The sequence below is a fragment of the Candidatus Nitrosocosmicus oleophilus genome (assembly GCF_000802205.1).
Lineage (GTDB): Archaea > Thermoproteota > Nitrososphaeria > Nitrososphaerales > Nitrososphaeraceae > Nitrosocosmicus > Nitrosocosmicus oleophilus.
Genome location: NZ_CP012850.1, coordinates 1,514,429 through 1,531,271, shown reverse-complemented (window position 1 = coordinate 1,531,271; position 16,843 = coordinate 1,514,429). Strand labels below are relative to the sequence as shown.

The 16,843-nt window shown below is 34.8% G+C and carries 16 protein-coding genes; 10 read left to right on the top strand and 6 right to left on the bottom strand.

Annotated elements, in window-relative coordinates; translation table 11 throughout:
• Positions 1–340 precede the first annotated feature (340 nt).
• From NMY3_RS07385 to NMY3_RS07370, 4 genes are all read left to right on the top strand, one after another.
• Positions 341–838: a YoaK family protein gene (locus NMY3_RS07385; protein WP_196818266.1), complete on the top strand. Its 498-nt coding sequence runs from the start codon at positions 341–343 to the stop codon at positions 836–838.
• A 3-nt stretch (positions 839–841) separates the two neighbouring features.
• A complete protein-coding gene (locus NMY3_RS07380) occupies positions 842–1,363 on the top strand; it encodes a hypothetical protein (RefSeq protein ID WP_196818265.1) in 522 nt (173 codons plus the stop codon).
• 522 nt (positions 1,364–1,885) lie between these two features.
• Positions 1,886–2,314 (top strand): hypothetical protein, encoded by a 429-nt coding sequence (locus NMY3_RS07375; protein WP_196818264.1) that lies wholly within the window; start codon positions 1,886–1,888, stop codon positions 2,312–2,314.
• 690 nt (positions 2,315–3,004) lie between these two features.
• Positions 3,005–4,045 (top strand): alpha/beta hydrolase family protein, encoded by a 1,041-nt coding sequence (locus NMY3_RS07370; RefSeq protein ID WP_196818263.1) that lies wholly within the window; start codon positions 3,005–3,007, stop codon positions 4,043–4,045.
• 305 nt (positions 4,046–4,350) lie between these two features.
• On the opposite strand, the gene NMY3_RS07365 is transcribed toward NMY3_RS07370, so the two are convergent.
• Together NMY3_RS07365 and NMY3_RS07360 are read right to left on the bottom strand one after the other, a co-directional pair.
• Complete coding sequence (locus tag NMY3_RS07365; protein WP_196818262.1) at positions 4,351–4,566, bottom strand: hypothetical protein; 216 nt, start codon at positions 4,564–4,566, stop codon at positions 4,351–4,353.
• 240 nt (positions 4,567–4,806) lie between these two features.
• Positions 4,807–4,965: a hypothetical protein gene (locus tag NMY3_RS07360; protein ID WP_196818261.1), complete on the bottom strand. Its 159-nt coding sequence runs from the start codon at positions 4,963–4,965 to the stop codon at positions 4,807–4,809.
• 289 nt (positions 4,966–5,254) lie between these two features.
• On the opposite strand from NMY3_RS07360, the gene NMY3_RS07355 reads away from it, so the two are divergent.
• From NMY3_RS07355 to NMY3_RS07345, 3 genes are all read left to right on the top strand, one after another.
• Positions 5,255–5,512, top strand: coding sequence for a hypothetical protein (locus NMY3_RS07355; protein ID WP_196818260.1), 258 nt, complete (start codon positions 5,255–5,257; stop codon positions 5,510–5,512).
• 540 nt (positions 5,513–6,052) lie between these two features.
• Complete coding sequence (locus tag NMY3_RS07350; RefSeq protein ID WP_196818259.1) at positions 6,053–6,418, top strand: hypothetical protein; 366 nt, start codon at positions 6,053–6,055, stop codon at positions 6,416–6,418.
• A 645-nt stretch (positions 6,419–7,063) separates the two neighbouring features.
• A complete protein-coding gene (locus NMY3_RS07345; RefSeq protein ID WP_196818258.1) occupies positions 7,064–8,290 on the top strand; it encodes an alpha/beta hydrolase family protein in 1,227 nt (408 codons plus the stop codon).
• A 189-nt stretch (positions 8,291–8,479) separates the two neighbouring features.
• On the opposite strand, the gene NMY3_RS07340 is transcribed toward NMY3_RS07345, so the two are convergent.
• The 3 genes from NMY3_RS07340 to NMY3_RS07330 form a co-directional block, all read right to left on the bottom strand.
• Positions 8,480–8,821: a hypothetical protein gene (locus NMY3_RS07340; RefSeq protein ID WP_196818257.1), complete on the bottom strand. Its 342-nt coding sequence runs from the start codon at positions 8,819–8,821 to the stop codon at positions 8,480–8,482.
• Between the two features lie 291 nt (positions 8,822–9,112).
• Positions 9,113–9,508, bottom strand: a complete 396-nt coding sequence (locus NMY3_RS07335) for an MscL family protein (protein WP_231100383.1) — start codon at positions 9,506–9,508, stop codon at positions 9,113–9,115.
• A gap of 463 nt (positions 9,509–9,971) precedes the next feature.
• Positions 9,972–10,532: a CHRD domain-containing protein gene (locus NMY3_RS07330; RefSeq protein ID WP_196818256.1), complete on the bottom strand. Its 561-nt coding sequence runs from the start codon at positions 10,530–10,532 to the stop codon at positions 9,972–9,974.
• Between the two features lie 144 nt (positions 10,533–10,676).
• Between NMY3_RS07330 and NMY3_RS07325 the strand changes: the two genes are divergently transcribed.
• From NMY3_RS07325 to NMY3_RS07315, 3 genes are all read left to right on the top strand, one after another.
• Positions 10,677–12,011 (top strand): alpha/beta hydrolase family protein, encoded by a 1,335-nt coding sequence (locus NMY3_RS07325; protein ID WP_196818255.1) that lies wholly within the window; start codon positions 10,677–10,679, stop codon positions 12,009–12,011.
• Positions 12,012–13,193: 1,182 nt separating this feature from the next.
• Positions 13,194–13,715: a CAP domain-containing protein gene (locus NMY3_RS07320; RefSeq protein ID WP_320410460.1), complete on the top strand. Its 522-nt coding sequence runs from the start codon at positions 13,194–13,196 to the stop codon at positions 13,713–13,715.
• Positions 13,716–14,537: 822 nt separating this feature from the next.
• Positions 14,538–15,278 carry a CAP family protein gene (locus NMY3_RS07315; protein ID WP_196818253.1) on the top strand — a complete coding sequence of 247 codons (741 nt, stop codon included), beginning with the start codon at positions 14,538–14,540 and terminating at the stop codon, positions 15,276–15,278.
• Positions 15,279–15,841: 563 nt separating this feature from the next.
• Here NMY3_RS07315 and NMY3_RS07310 read toward each other — a convergent pair.
• Complete coding sequence (locus NMY3_RS07310) at positions 15,842–16,285, bottom strand: hypothetical protein (protein ID WP_196818252.1); 444 nt, start codon at positions 16,283–16,285, stop codon at positions 15,842–15,844.
• Between the last annotated feature and the right edge of the window lie 558 nt (positions 16,286–16,843).

Genomic DNA, 16,843 nt, shown 5'->3' with positions numbered 1-16,843 from the left:
TAGTCCAATATATGATTGAAAGAGTGGATTGTTTATATCAGCAGGGCGGCCTAGTCAAAATATGAATTTAGTTCATCAGTATAGTAAATCTTCTCACTATCTTTAAAATTACCTTACAATTTTAGGAGCTGCAATCCATCACTTGATCATTCTTGTCCAAACAATAATGGTGAATTAAGATAATCGTTTGCTTAAGAATTTATCCTGCTAAAAAAGATTTCACAATATTTAGCAAGGTCCGTAGTAATCCTGAGATACCTCCATAGGTTAGGTAAGCGGTTTTTGTTTTGAAAATTAGTGATTCAAAGATAGATATCAAATGATAGTTTGATATCTATCTTTGAAAAGGAATAGACTAGCGTTCTTAATTCTTTTATCTCAGTACTTAATATTATCAAAGTCGATAATGAATAACCCTTCAGATAAGATACCTGCAAAGAATTCATCTAAGTTGCCAGCAGATGTCCCTTATGCTAAAACCCAAACTTTGTATTTGCGAAATATACGGTTAGTTGCTCATGCATCTATGTCAGGGTTCATGGATGCTATAAGTTTCATAGAACTCAATGTTTTCGCATCTGTGTTAACAGGTAATACTGTTCTTCTTGGACTTGCAATTTGTAATGGAAATCTTCTTAATGTCATAGTGCCGCTTGTCGCAATAATGGGTTTCATAGGTGGCGTAGCCTTAGGTAACAGACTTGCAGAACCGGATCTAGAATTTCAAAGGAAAATTTGGCCGACAACAGTTACTAGGGCCTTAATGGTAGAGGGGATATTTCTAGCCCAAGCATCATATCACTCATCTTTAAAAGTAATGATATTCAAGGAATTTTAAATAATGAAGGTTTCAGAACTTGATTATGCGGAACAATTCCAAGTTTTTAGTTTCCTTAAAAAGTTAGCTGAAACAGTCAACGGCGATGTCCGAAAAAAAGTCAAATTTATGAAAGTTTGGATGGAATTTGAAGACGATGATACTGATTTTCCTATTACAGAGATAGCGTTTAAGGATAACATCCTACCTATTCTTGTTCAAGAGAAATTGACGGGTTGGATTGAAAAAGACGAAATAAACATCAGCTATGATGGGATATATAGAGTTTCAGAACACTATAGGGTGTCCCCAGAAACCTTTGGGATTTTATCAAGAAATGATTTGGAGAAGTATTCGCAATCATTTCTATCCATGATAACGGATCTGACACTCCATACAGATCACATAACTTTCAATAGTCTCAAAAAACGATATAGTAATAGATTAGGAGTAATACCATTAATTCAAATGATTGACTCACTCGAACATCAGGGATTAATAGTTAAACAAGAAATTAATGGTGACTGCACCATTTCCCTACCCTAAAAATCATGAAAATTCCTATGGGCGGTAATCTAATAGTTAGTCATTAGTGACTTTTTTATCTTATTAACTAACTTTTCAAAATCCATATCTAATGGTCTTAACTCCAATATGGACCCATACAAACTTACCAACCTGTCCATCTAAATGTCAAATACCTCATTAGATTTGATGAACAACATAGAATGATCAAATTTTCAAGTCTTTTTCTTTTGTAATGTTCCTCGGATTCAGAGAATTCTTTAATTTAAATCTTATTGAAGTATACCTATTTTTGGTATCACATACGGAAATAAATCTGCCAATAGCAATTAAAGACATCTAGGTTGAAACTACTAATCAGTCCATCTTAATAAATTGGCTTTCCCTCAGCAAACTAAATCAAAATAAATTGTATAGAAGAATCAAAATAACGGGGTAAAAACAAAACTTGATAATCTTACTTTTGATGGAAATATCCAACAATATCTCAAATAATCCGGTATAGCACTGAATTTAATAACAACCAAATGAGCATAAAATTAAATGGACAGTTTCTTAAGACCTCCATTGGACTTTACTGTTTTAAAAGAAGACTGGAGTAGATACAATTTATCGGATAGCTCGATATTAAAGATTAAATTAATTGCCACTAAAATTCGGAAAAAAAATTCTGATTACAAAATTGATGTTCAAAATATAATTGTGGTATTATCAAATGAGAGAGGTCAACCAGATGCCAAAGTTTATTCTCCATCCGAATTGCAACAATCGATAACACATGATGTTCGTTATACTATAATAACTCAGGATTGGAATGAATACATTACCGATGATGGAGCAAATATTAAAGTACAGCCAATGGTAACAAAGGTGTCTAAAACATCAAAATTTGATCTCCATGGTGATCCCATATATTTAGTCATTGTACAGGGCAATGTAGTTATCGAGCCGCCAGAAACATTAAATCAATAATACTTCTTAAACGGCTTTTTTCTTGTAACTAGCTCTGGTATTAGAATGTGTACGCACCATATGGTTCTGGTACTCTACATATCAAGTCTTTAAGTTATTAGAAATTTTTGAAAACTGAATATATTTTCATTGAGGTAGCAATATGTCTGGTGATATTTTTTTCTTAGTTTCAGCAGATCCTCATTTGTAAACGGGGCGCATGAGACATGATAAGGCAGAAGCTTGGAAAAGAAAAAGAAATACACCGTTTCGTAGCCATCGCAGTTTAGAAGTAGAAAAAGATTTTAGTTTAGTAAGATTCAGAGATTATTTCAGATAATAAAAAAAAGTAAAGCTGGACAATACAAACTGCGTTGCATTGCAATAAGCATTACTAGTACGAATCAACAAGATTTCATGATGACAGGAAATTCTATTTCAATTAAGCTGAAATTCAAAGAATACAACTTTAATGAAAGAGAATAAAAAGATCCACCTTATTGAGAAAATACCAAGAGATTGTCGCTAGAATCCTATCTACTTATATACAAGTGATTATTGCTATTGTTAGTGATTCTGAAAAAGTTTATGTTATCAACTCTCATAGTTTTATGGACATTTTTTGGTATGTTATTGATTTTATCTATATGTTCATTATCGTTTAATGAGCCTCTGTTTTCAAACATCTGAGCTCAATCAGATCTTCAAGTTGTGAAAAATAGAAATCTAACTCTGGATCTTGACAATGGAATCTTCACAAATGCTCAGCTATCTTATCCCGCAATAGGTAAAGGACCAAATCCGGCCGTTCTCCTTGTTCCTGGGGGAGGACCAGCGGATATGAACTACACTGCAGGCGAGAACGCTAAACTATTTTGGCAAATTGGACAATTTTTATCAGAAAGGGGGTTTGTCGTTCTTAAATACGATAAGAGGGGTATAGGCGAAAATAACACAATTATTAACAATAATTTATGGGGAAAATTAACATACAATGATCCAAAGCAAGATGCAAAGAAAGCTGTAAATGTGCTAATGCAACAACCCGAAGTTAATAGCACTAAGATAAGCTTAATTGGACATAGTGAGGGAGGTGAAATTGTTACAAGACTTGCGGCAGATAATCCAACTACTAAATTTGACAACATTATCCTTATGGCTCCAAGAATTGAGAACCCAAGGGATCAGATATACTATGGGTTTGTTGGATTCCCAGTTGAATACGCTAAGATAGTATTAGATAAGAATCATAATGGATCTTTTTCGTTGCAGGAAGTATTACAAGATCAAATATTCCAAAGTATGGTTGGCGGAAATACCAGTTTAATTCTCTCTCCGACTATCACAGATAATACCAGTACTGAACTTTCAAAATCGGTATCCAATATTAGTAAAGATCGATATGTAAATATCCTTACCGAATTTAAACCGGTTCTTGAGAAGAGAATGGAAAAGTCATTTGAAGGAACAAAATACGAAAATCCCATGGCAGGACCCTGTCCCATTTATTTAGGTTCGATTGTTAATTTAAGTTCAACCTTAAGTATCTTAGATAATGTATCCTCATCTACTGACATTCTAATTCTCCATGGACAAAACGATCCAGGAAGTCGGGTTCAACTAGCATTTCTTCTAGAACAAAAGTTATCTGAATTGAATCACCCTGATCCACATTCTGATAACTTATCCAGACCTAGGACATCATTTCTATCCTTCAAGTCGATGGACAACAGAAAGTGGACCCATACCTGAATATGTTTTGAAGGATTTGTATTCATGGTTGGAAGCTCATTCTGGACGGTAAATATAACTCACCTTTACCTTTTTATTTCACGACAGAAATTCTTTCTATGTTATTAATTTTAGATACATTCGGTAAATATAAAAAAATTCATCTAGCCTACTATATTTTTTCTTAGCAGTATGCAACTTTGTACCATTCCTAATGTTTCGATTTCTAATTTTGCGTTAAGATATGTTATTAAATAATACAAAGGGGTTAAAATCGAATTATTCATTACCCCAAACATCTTAAGGTGATGAATCTTTGACTTATTTTACTCCCAAGGTACATCATGTTTATAGCCCAGAAATGAAATAACCAGTTTATGCGGTTTATGCGGTATTTTCTTGTTATTGATGTTATTATTGCAGCGGCCATTATCATTATTATTCTTTGAGATTTGATTGACTTTGTTAATGGGATCCTGATAACAGGGCGGCACGGCAATAGATTGTATGATTCTCCCCATATTGTTTGAGTCTTTCTTCACTCTTTTTTTGTTCTAGGCGTGTGTTTATTATGAATAGAAAAAGGATTGATTCGGATACGATATCAGACAGGTTTACAATGATTTTGTATTATCAATTACAATAAAGAATAATAAAGTAAGCAACATACTCAGAGATTTTATGAAATATCAAGATTCAGAACAGGGGATGCGCTAAAAATTGATGACAAGGATTCTAAATATTTGGTAAAAAAAATATTGTTTAGGTGTCCAAACAATTTTCTAATCTAATGCGTCTTTTATCTTTACTTTGGCCTTGTTCAAAGTCTCTGAACTAGGCTTCCCCTCTGCATGATCTTGGGCTGTTTCTGCCTTTGCTTCAGCGTCTTGAGCTGCGTTTTTCATCTTCTTTGCAGCGTCATCAACAATGTTATCAGTCATTACTAATTGTTATTTAATATTATTTATATAGCTAATAATTTTTTATTCAAATATTGTAAAAGCTAACTTGGAGACACTAACAAATGCCTTTTCGAGACTATATATAACCAAAGCAATACATAGTTCAATTTTCATTCAATTATATAGTTCGGCTATAGCATTGGTAAGTAGATCATTCAATATTTATAGGATATTAGAACATTTTTCTGTTCAAACTAACTGAAACTTGTTCATATGAAATTCTATAATATCCAATATATATCGAATTTTGAGAATAAAATTTACAAGTATGAACACAAGTAAAACATTACTGTTATCAACAGCAGTTGTTCTCGCACTTGCTTTGGTCTTAGCCCCATTAGCAATCTCAGATGATGCACTAGCAAAGAAGAGTAACAAAGCAAAGCAAATAATCGCACAATCTCAAAAATCGAAACAAAATAGCCAAGTAGTTTCCGGTGAAAGTACATTCTTATCAGGTAATAACTTTAACTTCCAAGATCAATTCAATAGAGGCAATAATGCCTTAGGACAAATAAACAACTAATCCTTTTTTTTATTGTTCTCTTGTTTATACATTTGAATTTAGTAATATTGTTATTAAGTTACAAATGACTATATGTTTTATTTTTAGATTAGCCTGAATTTGCTTTCGTCACGATTTTTTAAAATCCCCGTATTTGTGTCTAACAATTATTGGATTAACCTTGTAGAATCGATAGAAAAATTTTATTATTCACCATGACTTTGCATTACTCAACTCTATTACAAAACATATAAAGATAGCATTTCTAAATCATACCCAGTTTAACCGCAAATTTTTGGATTGGAGAACATTGTTTATCGCCATACAACTGCCAAGGAGTTATGTTTTGATTTATTAGAAATCTACTCTGAGAGTACTAAGGTAGCATTTATCCATATCAATAGTATCGCAACAAAAATTATCACTAATCAATCTTTAATGCCAACAATTCCTAAATGTTTTTTAATTACAATCCCTATGAATTCAAAGGATTTGAGACCATTTAGAATGGACGATTATTCAACATTTCCTATTTACGAGATAAAAGGTGACAAAGATTAGATGAATCGGGAACCCATCAATGAAGACATAAACCCGATTTATCTAAATGTTGCAATTACAGAATCAATTTTGTTAGCCTGCATAAAAGGGTCCTCATTCTCAGAGATTGAATTTCATATTCCTAGAATAATTCCTACTTCAAAAGCAGTTTTGAGAAAATACATGCATCATTTGATAAATAATTCATTCATATCTTACAATCGAATCAGAAAAGTGTATTTGATTGAGGCGAACGGTTGGGACCTATTATATAGTATTTATTCACAACGGGAGAGTTTGGTATCAGATTATGCTGACCTTATTATCAAGGTTGAATCAAATAACTATGATTTAGAATATCAAGATAAACGAACAGGTTCCACCTAACAAAGAAAATGTTCGTAAGTTTCATGGTATTCATTATAGCAATGGGTCTTACATTAAGCATTGAATACAAATTAAGTATCGCTCTCAATGTTTATAGATATTTTATCTTTAATAGATCGTTTTTCGTATATTTTGGTTAGATCGGCGTGAATCACCTTATTGATTCTGTTCTACCTTAATGAAGTCATGAAGAAGAAATTTACATATTGAATCTTTATATTTTCTTTTTCTTTCATCGGGTAATCGGTCATTAGTGTGGTATCAAAGTATCCACCTATAATATAGGTGAAATTAAGTTTAATTCTACCCTTCTTTATTCCTTGTCACTTGTTTGTCCTAAACGATGGTGATAAAACCGTGATGATGTTTCTTCAAAGTCAAAATATGCATCATTGCAGGACGATACACCATTTAAAACTGCCGCTAACTTACATTTTGTCCAGTATACTTGTTGTTGTTAATCCTGCAAATACATCTGGTTTTTTCAAATTGTAGCGATGCTCATTTAATATGATCTACTACATAGTTAGTGAACCATAACCAGAGTGTAGGGCATAAATACCACTTTTAATAAGGCATCCAAATAATGCTTAAATCATAGCTCCAATAATTACATATGTCTTGTCATTAAATTTGGTATCAATAATGTTTTCTGCTGTAACTTTATGTTTCTTGTCTAGTAGTCTAGCTCTCACAATTAATGGTCAATCAGAACTACAGACAACAAAATATAGAAATATGATAATAGATTTGGGTAATGGATTAGAGACTAATGCAAGATTAAATCTACCAGTTATTGGTGACGGTCCATACCCTGCTGTTCTTTTAGTACCGGGCTCTGGGAGGACAGATATGAATGAAACAGGTGGTTACATTCGTATAGACAACAGCACAGGCTCTTTAGTTTACCCATCTGCTAGGCCATTCTACGATATAGCTGAATTTCTTTCAGAAAGAGGTTTCGCAGTTTTGCAATATGACAAGAGAGGTATAGGTGCGAATGCGACAATTTTAGATGACAATGTATGGGGAAACACAACATTTGATGATCTAGCACAAGATGCTCAGAAAGCATTGGATATCCTCCTAAATCAACCAGAAGTTGACCCTAGCAAAGTGGTTTTGATTGGACATAGTGAGGGTACTACAATTGTACCAAGAATAGCAATCAACAATTCAGATAAAGTGGGTGCAATTGTACTTATGGGCACCTTAGCCCAAAATTTGAAAGAAATAGGGCACGACCAGGTGATGGTCCCTGTGCTGTACGCTCAACAGGTTTTAGATCATGACCATAATGGTTTGATTTCATTAAAAGAGGCTTCTGAGGATCATGTTTTCAGTTCCCTAGTTGGAAACCTTACCTCAGTTCTTGCTCAAAATCTTCCATTGGCAAATGGAACAGGAGCAACAGGGGAACAGATGGGTCGCCAATATGATAAGAATAACGATACTCTAATAAGTATAAAAGATGAGCTCAAACCAATGCAAATAGACAAACTCAACTCTTTTTCGTCTGTGATCCCAGGTGAAAAATGCGACGGCTTAACTGGCCCCTGTCCTATTTGGCTTAATTCACAATTCGCTTTGGAATCTAACTTATATATCATAAGCAAAGTTCCATCTAATGTTTCTATTTTGATTCTTCAGGGAGAGAATGATTCAGACACACCTATACAACAAGCATTGCTATTACAACAAAAACTTGCAGAACTTAGACATCCTGATCATGCATTGATTACATATCCAAACCTTGGACATCTATTTTATCCATCCTCGCAATGGGTTACCAATGTCGGAGGACCAGTAGAAAAAAAGGTTCTGGAAGATCTCTTTGAATGGATTTCAGACCCTGTTAGAAACTTTAAGTAGTCTCCAGTTCATCTGACCCAGTGTGATTCAGCCGAAGGTTTATAGATCTGTCAGTAATCCATTTTTAGGAATGGGAAATACTCATTGGATTGACTTCCTTTATGTTCCAATTGAAACTTCCATAAGATAAATACCCATAAAAGTTAGTTTATAAAATCATTGTAAACCTGCATGACAAATCAAATAAACTTATGCAGAGGTGGTCAATCTCTTTGACCTTATATTCAGTATCGCCCTCAAGCTGCTATATATAAGAACAATTTGTAATACATATCCCCCCAAAATCAGAACAATTGCATTTAGTGGTTTAGAAAAAGTCATCATCAAATTAACATGGGGTGGAGCAAGGCTATTGCCAATAATAATTAATGCAGCTAATGGGATACACGCATACAGTGCCTTATGGTACCCTTTCCATATCAGAACAGATAGTGCAATAAATGTTAATTCCAAAATAATTGCCCTATCAATAAACTTGGGATTCCCAAATGGAATTGCAATTAAGCCTGTTACTGCAATAGAGACTAACACAATTAACGTAATACGATAATAGTAGTCCATCTGCTTTGTAATTATTTTCTTTATGAGTATAAAAAGATTCCCAGTTGTTTCAGCGTCAGATCCTACAAACAGTTAATTAATCTGACCGTCATCAAATTACATCCAAGGACATAATTAATTCACTTTTGTCACCTAGATTAATACCTGATGTATGTTGGGCTAGATAAACTAAAGCATTGTAAAATGAAAATGGCGAGAATCAGATTGATAGTTGTATTAATCAAATTAAGAATACAGGAAATCAAGAAAAGATATAAGAGATTATTTTTTCACGGGTATATCTTTATCATCAACCAGTTTGAATCGCAATAGTTGTTTATATGCAAGAAATACCACCAGAGCGATTATCGCAAAGTCAATAATACTGGATATAAGATGTCCAATTCTAAACTCTGTAGTCCCACCTGATATATTTGGTACCTGTATAGACACTGCATCGAGATTTCCTGCAGGTATAAATAATCCAATAAGTGGATTTATGATGTCATCTACGAAGGAAGTCACTAGCCCAGAAGCAGCCTGACCTATAACAAAAGCTATTGCTAACCCAATTATGCCAAATGTTTTTAGAAAATGAAAAAATTCTTGAGCAAGTGTTTTTTTTACAATTAATACTTCCTCAGTTGATTCGTCCTTTTTTAAATCGTCACTACTCAATGGTTAGCTTTTCAGAACTTTAAATAAATGATATCTGAATGTTTTCTAGTAATCATTTATTAATGTAATTCTAGTTCTATAAAGTTTGAACATATTACTATTAATTCAGTCTTTGTAGTCCTATTCAAATAACTAGCACAGTTGACTGGGATAGTGAGGATATCAGTATGGATAAGGGTAGTATATCGAAGTAAATTTTTAACTAAATTAGTATTCTTTAATTGTATTTCTTTTCTTTTAAATATAACTGGTCGGCTGAATTCAAATATTTCAACTGAACTTTTTACATATTTCATAACACGTTTAGTTAGATAACAAATTTTGTTGGTATTGTACTAGGCGTAACGTTTCAATATTTGACTAGGCAACACTTGTTATTTATCAAAATTCGTATGATATCATCAGAAACCAATCAATCATATCGGTCCGCTTGGAGCACGACCGATATGCACAGTCAATTATATTATTTTCCTATTTGTCCTCTAATTTCTCCATTAGGATTCTCTGTGGTCTGGATTTCTACGTATGTATTGTTATTTTCCATAAGTTCAGCCAGATCAGAGACTTGTTTTCCAATTAGTGGTCCTTGAAGATTATCGGCTGTTATCATTCCTTGTGTTAATAGTCCATTCACTGGACCACTGGGCGTTATATCTTTGAATCGTATGAGCGTTGATAAAGCGGGACCATTTCCATCTTCTTGACCTTGATATATTTGAGCAAGCGTGACACCATCTATATCCTTAACGTAAACTTCGTAATTCATGCTCATTCCATCGCTATTAAGAGTAAACTCAGAAGTACCAGAAGCTTTAGAATTTGATGGTGGAACCACATCCTGTCCGGTAAGGTTTGCGGTAAAATTTTGTTGCCCTTGTGCTAATGCAAAAGTTGGAAATTTGATAGATGATGGCGACATCATATTTGTTACAGTTATGATAACTAAAAGACTAAAACACAATGTAACTGCAACTACAAACTTGGTACTCGGTATTTTCACAAATTTATTGCGATCTTGTTTCATTGTAACGTATCTAGAGTATTGTCATTTATAAGGTATTGCGTATGGAAATTCAGGATCATTATATCCAATATCTCTGATTATGTGCTAAACCGATTTCAAAGGAATACATAAAAATGGGTAGGAGACATGTAACCATGAGTCAGAATGAAAATTGTGTTCAGAGATCCCACTTTTTCGGCTTTATTGTTGAGAACCCTTGCCGATACATATTACAAAGGAGCTGACATCGGAGAATGTCTATCTACTGCTTATCGCATTAAAGAAGGGGATTTTGAAAGTTGGTATGAAGAATGGATAAAGACAGCAAAAAGAGTTCAGTCTTATGCCGAGGATAGTGCAACTAACGGTCATGCGACCAGTGCCAGAGAGGCATATCTTAGAGCGACAAACTATTACCGTACAGCAGCGTTCTTCCTAGTTGACTCAAAAGATCAAAGATTGCCCTCCGCCATAGATCTGAGTAAGGAAAGTTTTAGGAAGGCTATTTCCCTATTTCCCTTTTTTGTTGAACCGATTGAGATACCCTATGAAGGAATACTCTTGCCTGGATATTTCTATCATGCACCAAGAAATCACAACAATCACTATAAAAGCGAATTTGGGAAAGAGAGTAATCTAGCTGACCAACGAGAAAATGGTCTTGAAAATGATAACCATAATATATCAATTGCTACAAGTTCCTCTTACCCAACACTTGTGGTGCATGGCGGATTTGATTCCACATTGGAGGAGCTTTATTTTTTTGGAGCAGCACCCTCATTAGACAGAGGGTATAACTGTCTAACATTTGAAGGTCCTGGCCAAGGTAACGTAATTGTTAAACATAAACTACCTTTCAGGTATGACTGGGAAAAAGTCGTCACTCCTGTATTAGATTTTGCATTATCAAAAAAAAGTGAATATGATATCGATCCAGAAAAAATAGCCCTAATGGGGATTAGTATGGGAGCACTATTGGCTGCCAGAGCTGTCTCCTTTGAGCATCGTTTTGCTGCGATGGTTCTTTATGATGGAGTATATGACGGTTATGAGGGCGTCACTGCAAGCTTTCCTTCACAAATGCTAGATGCAATAGATAGAGGCGATGTAGAATTTGTAAATAAAACATTAAATGAATTAATGCAATCAGATTCTAACATAAAATTTAACATGAAACATGGGATGTGGACCACCGGGGCAAACTCTCCCTATGAACTTATAACAGGAGCAAAGAAATATTCAGTCAAGGATACTTTAAAAAAAATTACATGCCCTACTCTCGTATTAGAGGGTGAGAAAGACGATTCATTTCCGGGGCAGCCAAAAAAGGTTTACGATGGACTCGTGTCGGTTCCATCATCGTCCAAAAAGTATATAGTATTTACTGAGGAGGAAGGTGGAGAGGAACACTGTCAAACAGGTGCGACTGGACTTGTCAATCAAAGAATATTTGACTGGTTAGGTGAAACCTTTCAAATGCAAACCAAAAAAGTGAATTAGTAGTAATATTTGTGAAATGTAGTGAGTTAGAAGGTTAGTAGATTGTGACTAATGTAGTAACAAAATCCATTCACTCTCTCCAAGATATACCAAATACGTAATTAAATTACCTATTAATGATACTGCTTTAGGTGCTTGTGTTTTTATAGATTGATTAGACGTCTGATAAAACTAGAGCAAATAGCGTCATTTTCCGATGGCATTTTTGTATTTTCCATACTGATTTTAATAATTTCAATTCGCCTAGATACTTTAAAACAGTATCTCACAAAGTAACAAATTATTCACAAAATACTAGGGCAGGCTTCCGAATTTGAGACTCATGATAATAGAATCTTAGTAATTGATATTTATTGGTTGTATATCATCGAATTTTTAATCATATATATTGCCCTCACTTTCTCACTACGTGGATAATTTTAGTATTCTTGTTTTTATTACCCGCATCCCACTTTCGACTAACCACCAAATAAGCAATGTTTCTTTCCCAAGTGTATTTGCAATATAGGCACTCGTTTTGACGATGGCAAGAACACTAGTGACGATAACATGGATGTAGACGACAAAGAATAATTGATGACTAAACTCTTACTCATAAGGAAATATGGGATATAAAAAATGAATCAGTTCTTACTCATCTTATATTTCTATTATCGACAATTGTTTTCCTTCATTGATATGCGCATTGCATATTACTTTTGGACAGTCCTAATACTTGTTGGGGCAGTTATATGAAAAATCCTCATTTAAATTTAGGTTTTCGAATTTGGCGGATTATCATTTTAGCGAAACTTTTGTGAATCAAAAGTTGGAAGCAGTGAAGAAATCGTGATGATAACCCTCGCTTAGAATAGCACCTGTTTTACATAAGAATATTTCGACCTTGATTAGTAATAACAGAATTGACCACGCGAAATATTATCTAAATGGTCTAAAACAGGAAACCATTCTATCCTTTGCTATTATTGTTAATACCCTTGTCACGGAATACATCCCTTTTGAGTCCTGATAATTGAAAAAAAAGTTCTGGTCTTTTACCATAATAATTTGATAGATTTGTTGAAAAGAATAATCAAAAATAGCAATTATGAACGACAAATCAAAAATTTCTCATTCAGACACTAGTATTTAAATAAATCGATTCATTAATAAACTAAATTGTTTCTAATACTGATACAAATCATGTATAATAAAGTATCAGTAAAAATTACTATGATCTTGATTATGACGGCAACTCTAGCAGTACCGTCAGCAGTTCTTCAATTATCGTATGCACAAGGGGATTTACAAAATACCATCTTAAATACCCACAACCAAGAACGCGCTGCAGTTGGAGTTGCACCGCTGACTTGGAGCGACAGCATCGCCGCCAGTGCACAGAATTGGGCCGATAATTTGCTTTCAACAGGCAGTTTGGTCCATTCGACTGGCACAGGTTTTGGTGAGAACTTGGCAAGTGGAGGAGGTCCGGATTACGCAACTGTGGACGTCCTGCAGCAGTCTTGGGTCGACGAAAAGAATAGCTATGTACCAGGCACACCCGGCAATAGTCACTACACTCAGATGGTTGACCAGCGTTCAACTGAGGTTGGTTGTGCGTTAGCTAGTGGACCCGGTGGTGAATACGCTCAATATGGTGGAACGAATGTATTGGTTTGTCAATATAGTCCCCCTGGCAACTTCAATGGCCAACCACCATTTTAGAGGAATCTCCTCCCTATCGCCGTAAGTGCTCGCCCTTCACTCTGAACCGGCCGCAGATAGAGTTGTTCTAGGAAATATAGCAATAAGATAATGAGAAGGCTGTGGTAGAGTCCTAATCATCTTTTATTTTTTAGGAGAGTTTGAAGTATTCAAAAAACCGTATTGAATAATCGATATTCTTATACATTCAACGAACATACCTTGAGATACAAAACTTTTGAGTAATAATTAATTACCTAGTTTTTTGGATGATTTTACGAGGCGAAAATTTGCTAGATCAATAAACGTATAGATCAGAAGATTTACAGAAGTCAAATAATAATATTCACAAGGCAAAATATTGACATATAGGTACTATATGCCAAGGTATCTTTTTTTGTAACCATAAAATATCTTCTGGGCCGATAACTATTACCTAATTCAATTCTTAAAAAAATAAAGCCAAATTTATCTCACCCCCAAATTCGATACCTAATTATAGTAGCGATATAATCTCATCAAATAAACTAGTATCTTAAATTTCTAATCCCTTCTCTTTGTTGTACTCCTTACGGCCTTTGAAAATTCTTCTGGCATATAAAGCGAAACAATATGTTGTCATGGAAACTCGAAACATGGACGTCCTAGACCAGTTACTAATGCCTTTATAGATTATACGTAGTATGCATCATCACTCTCAATACCCACAGCAGTTACCATGTCAATTTGTTTTTCTTTCAAGAGCTTAAAATCATGAAATTAATGATCTTGTTCTCAATACTCTAAATTCTCTTTAAAGAATCATAACGATGTCTTTATATATATGGTAATTCATTGGCAACTATGAATAGAATAACTATTTCATTGATATTTTTAATGATGATTTCAATGATATTACCTGCTTCAGCAATCATGTATGCTAGCGGGTCTACACAGGGTAGTGATGAAGCATCCGGCGGGTCTACTGATACTAGTGATGACGGCTCCTCATCAGATAATGGGTCTACTGATACTAGTGATGACGGCTCCTCATCAGATGGTAGTGGCTCTACTGATGGTAACGCTGATGTAACAACAACCTTTACGGAAAATAATCCCACTTTATCAAGTGAATCTACTTTGAGTAACAATACTGGAAATGTGCAAGGAGGGGATCTGGTCAACAGCATTCTGACTGTGCACAACGATGAGCGTGCTGCCGTTGGAGTTCCGCCACTTGTGTGGAGCAACGATCTAGCCTCCGGCGCACAGACTTGGGCTCAGAATCTTGCTACGACAGGCGAGTTTGCCCACGACCCCAATAGGCCTAGTGGTGTGGGTGAGAATATTGCAGGCTTTAATCCGTCCTTGGGGGTGTCCGCTCCAGGAGAGGGACAGTCTCTATGGGTCGATGAAAAGAAGGATTGGCATGGCGGCGTTTTGACAGCGGAGAATTGGTATCCGACCGGTCATTACACGCAGATGATATGGAAGAACACGCAAGAAGTCGGTTGTGGGATCGCCAGTGGCTCTGGTCATCCTTTTGACATTCTGGTATGCCGCTACAGCCCACCGGGCAACTTCTTGGGGCAATCACCGAATTAGGAGAACATCGTTCCTGACACGATACTTCCACAATGATTACCTCCCTTTCACTCTGAATCAAGACCTCAGATGCAGTTACCCCAAGCAAGATGAGCATTGGTATAGTGAGAGGCGCAAGTCTCAATCATTTTTCTTTTTTTAAAAGAATCTAAAGAAATTGAAAGTGTTATGATCATAAAGTATTTCTTATTTATTAATTAAAATCGCTTGCGATACGAACGCTTTGCATAATAATTAATTGGACTAGTTTATTTATAAAATAGTAAGTTGGCACAAAGAATTGATAACTAATTTCTATTAGACAAAACAGGTATCGTTAAATCTAAAATTAGTAAAGATATGATTTCAATACCTAATGAGATAGTAAAGTAGAACAAGTCTTAAAGTTCCCGTTCCATTTTGCCCTACTAAAAGAGCATTTGATTACTATAGACCGAATTTAATAGACTTTGGGCGTTTGCCGAGTATAATTATTCTATGGTATTTTAATCAATTATGGGTTAACAAAAGTCAGCTAAAATATTAAACAAAAAAAAAGGAGGAAAAAATTTGGTTAACTTGTTTTAGTTATTGCTTTCGTCTTCGTTATCAGAGCCGTCGTTTCCATTATCAGAGCCGTCGTTTCCATTATCAGAGCCGTCGTTTCCATTATCAGAGCCGTCGTTTCCATTATCAGAGGTTTCACCATCAGAGGTTTCACCATCAGAGGTTTCACCATCAGAGGTTTCACCATCAGAGGTTTCACCATCAGAGGTTGCTTGGTTTTGAGTAGCATCAACTTGGGGTGTTTGGCCTACAACCGAATCACCTGCTGCTGCTGTAGTAGCATTGGTCGCATTGCCAGCCAATGTTGCATTTTCTGCTGTAAATACCAATGGTGGTCCTACCTGAACTTCACCTGTGTCATTTCCTTGTGCAAAAGCAGTTGTCATGGTTGATCCAAAAATCGATGCTGTGGCAAATACTGCGCCTATGCTCATAATAAGGAATAAATTTAATTTATTCATATGCATGTAAAGTTAAATTTACTATTATATAAATACTCGATCAAATTATATTAAATTTATACAAATTAATTTTATAGAACTTTTCTTATCCATATATGCATTTTCAAATTGCGCACTGCATTTGAAGTTACGCTGATAGTACCCAGATCTACTAAGTTATATCAATTATAGCCTTATTTGCAGAGATTAGTAGATTAGATGAGACAAAATATCAAAGATAAACAATAATTCCAAAAAATTTTATGCAGAATTTGCAAATGAATAATATTACAAATTGACCGACAAGGTATGACCTTTGAATCTTATTGAAATAAATTTGGGTCAAACGGAACATTCTTACAAATATTAGATCATTTACATTTAAAAACACAACAATTATTATACGAATATAACCATTCATAGAATAAAAGACTCATAGAAACTGGATTGATGATATGGGAAACTAGATGGTCCATTTTTATCACCCAAGATTACTGAAATAGAACTAACTCAGCGGAAATCATGAGGATACCTAATTGAGTCCACCATGGTAAACTGCAGGTTGGTTGCTTCAGACAA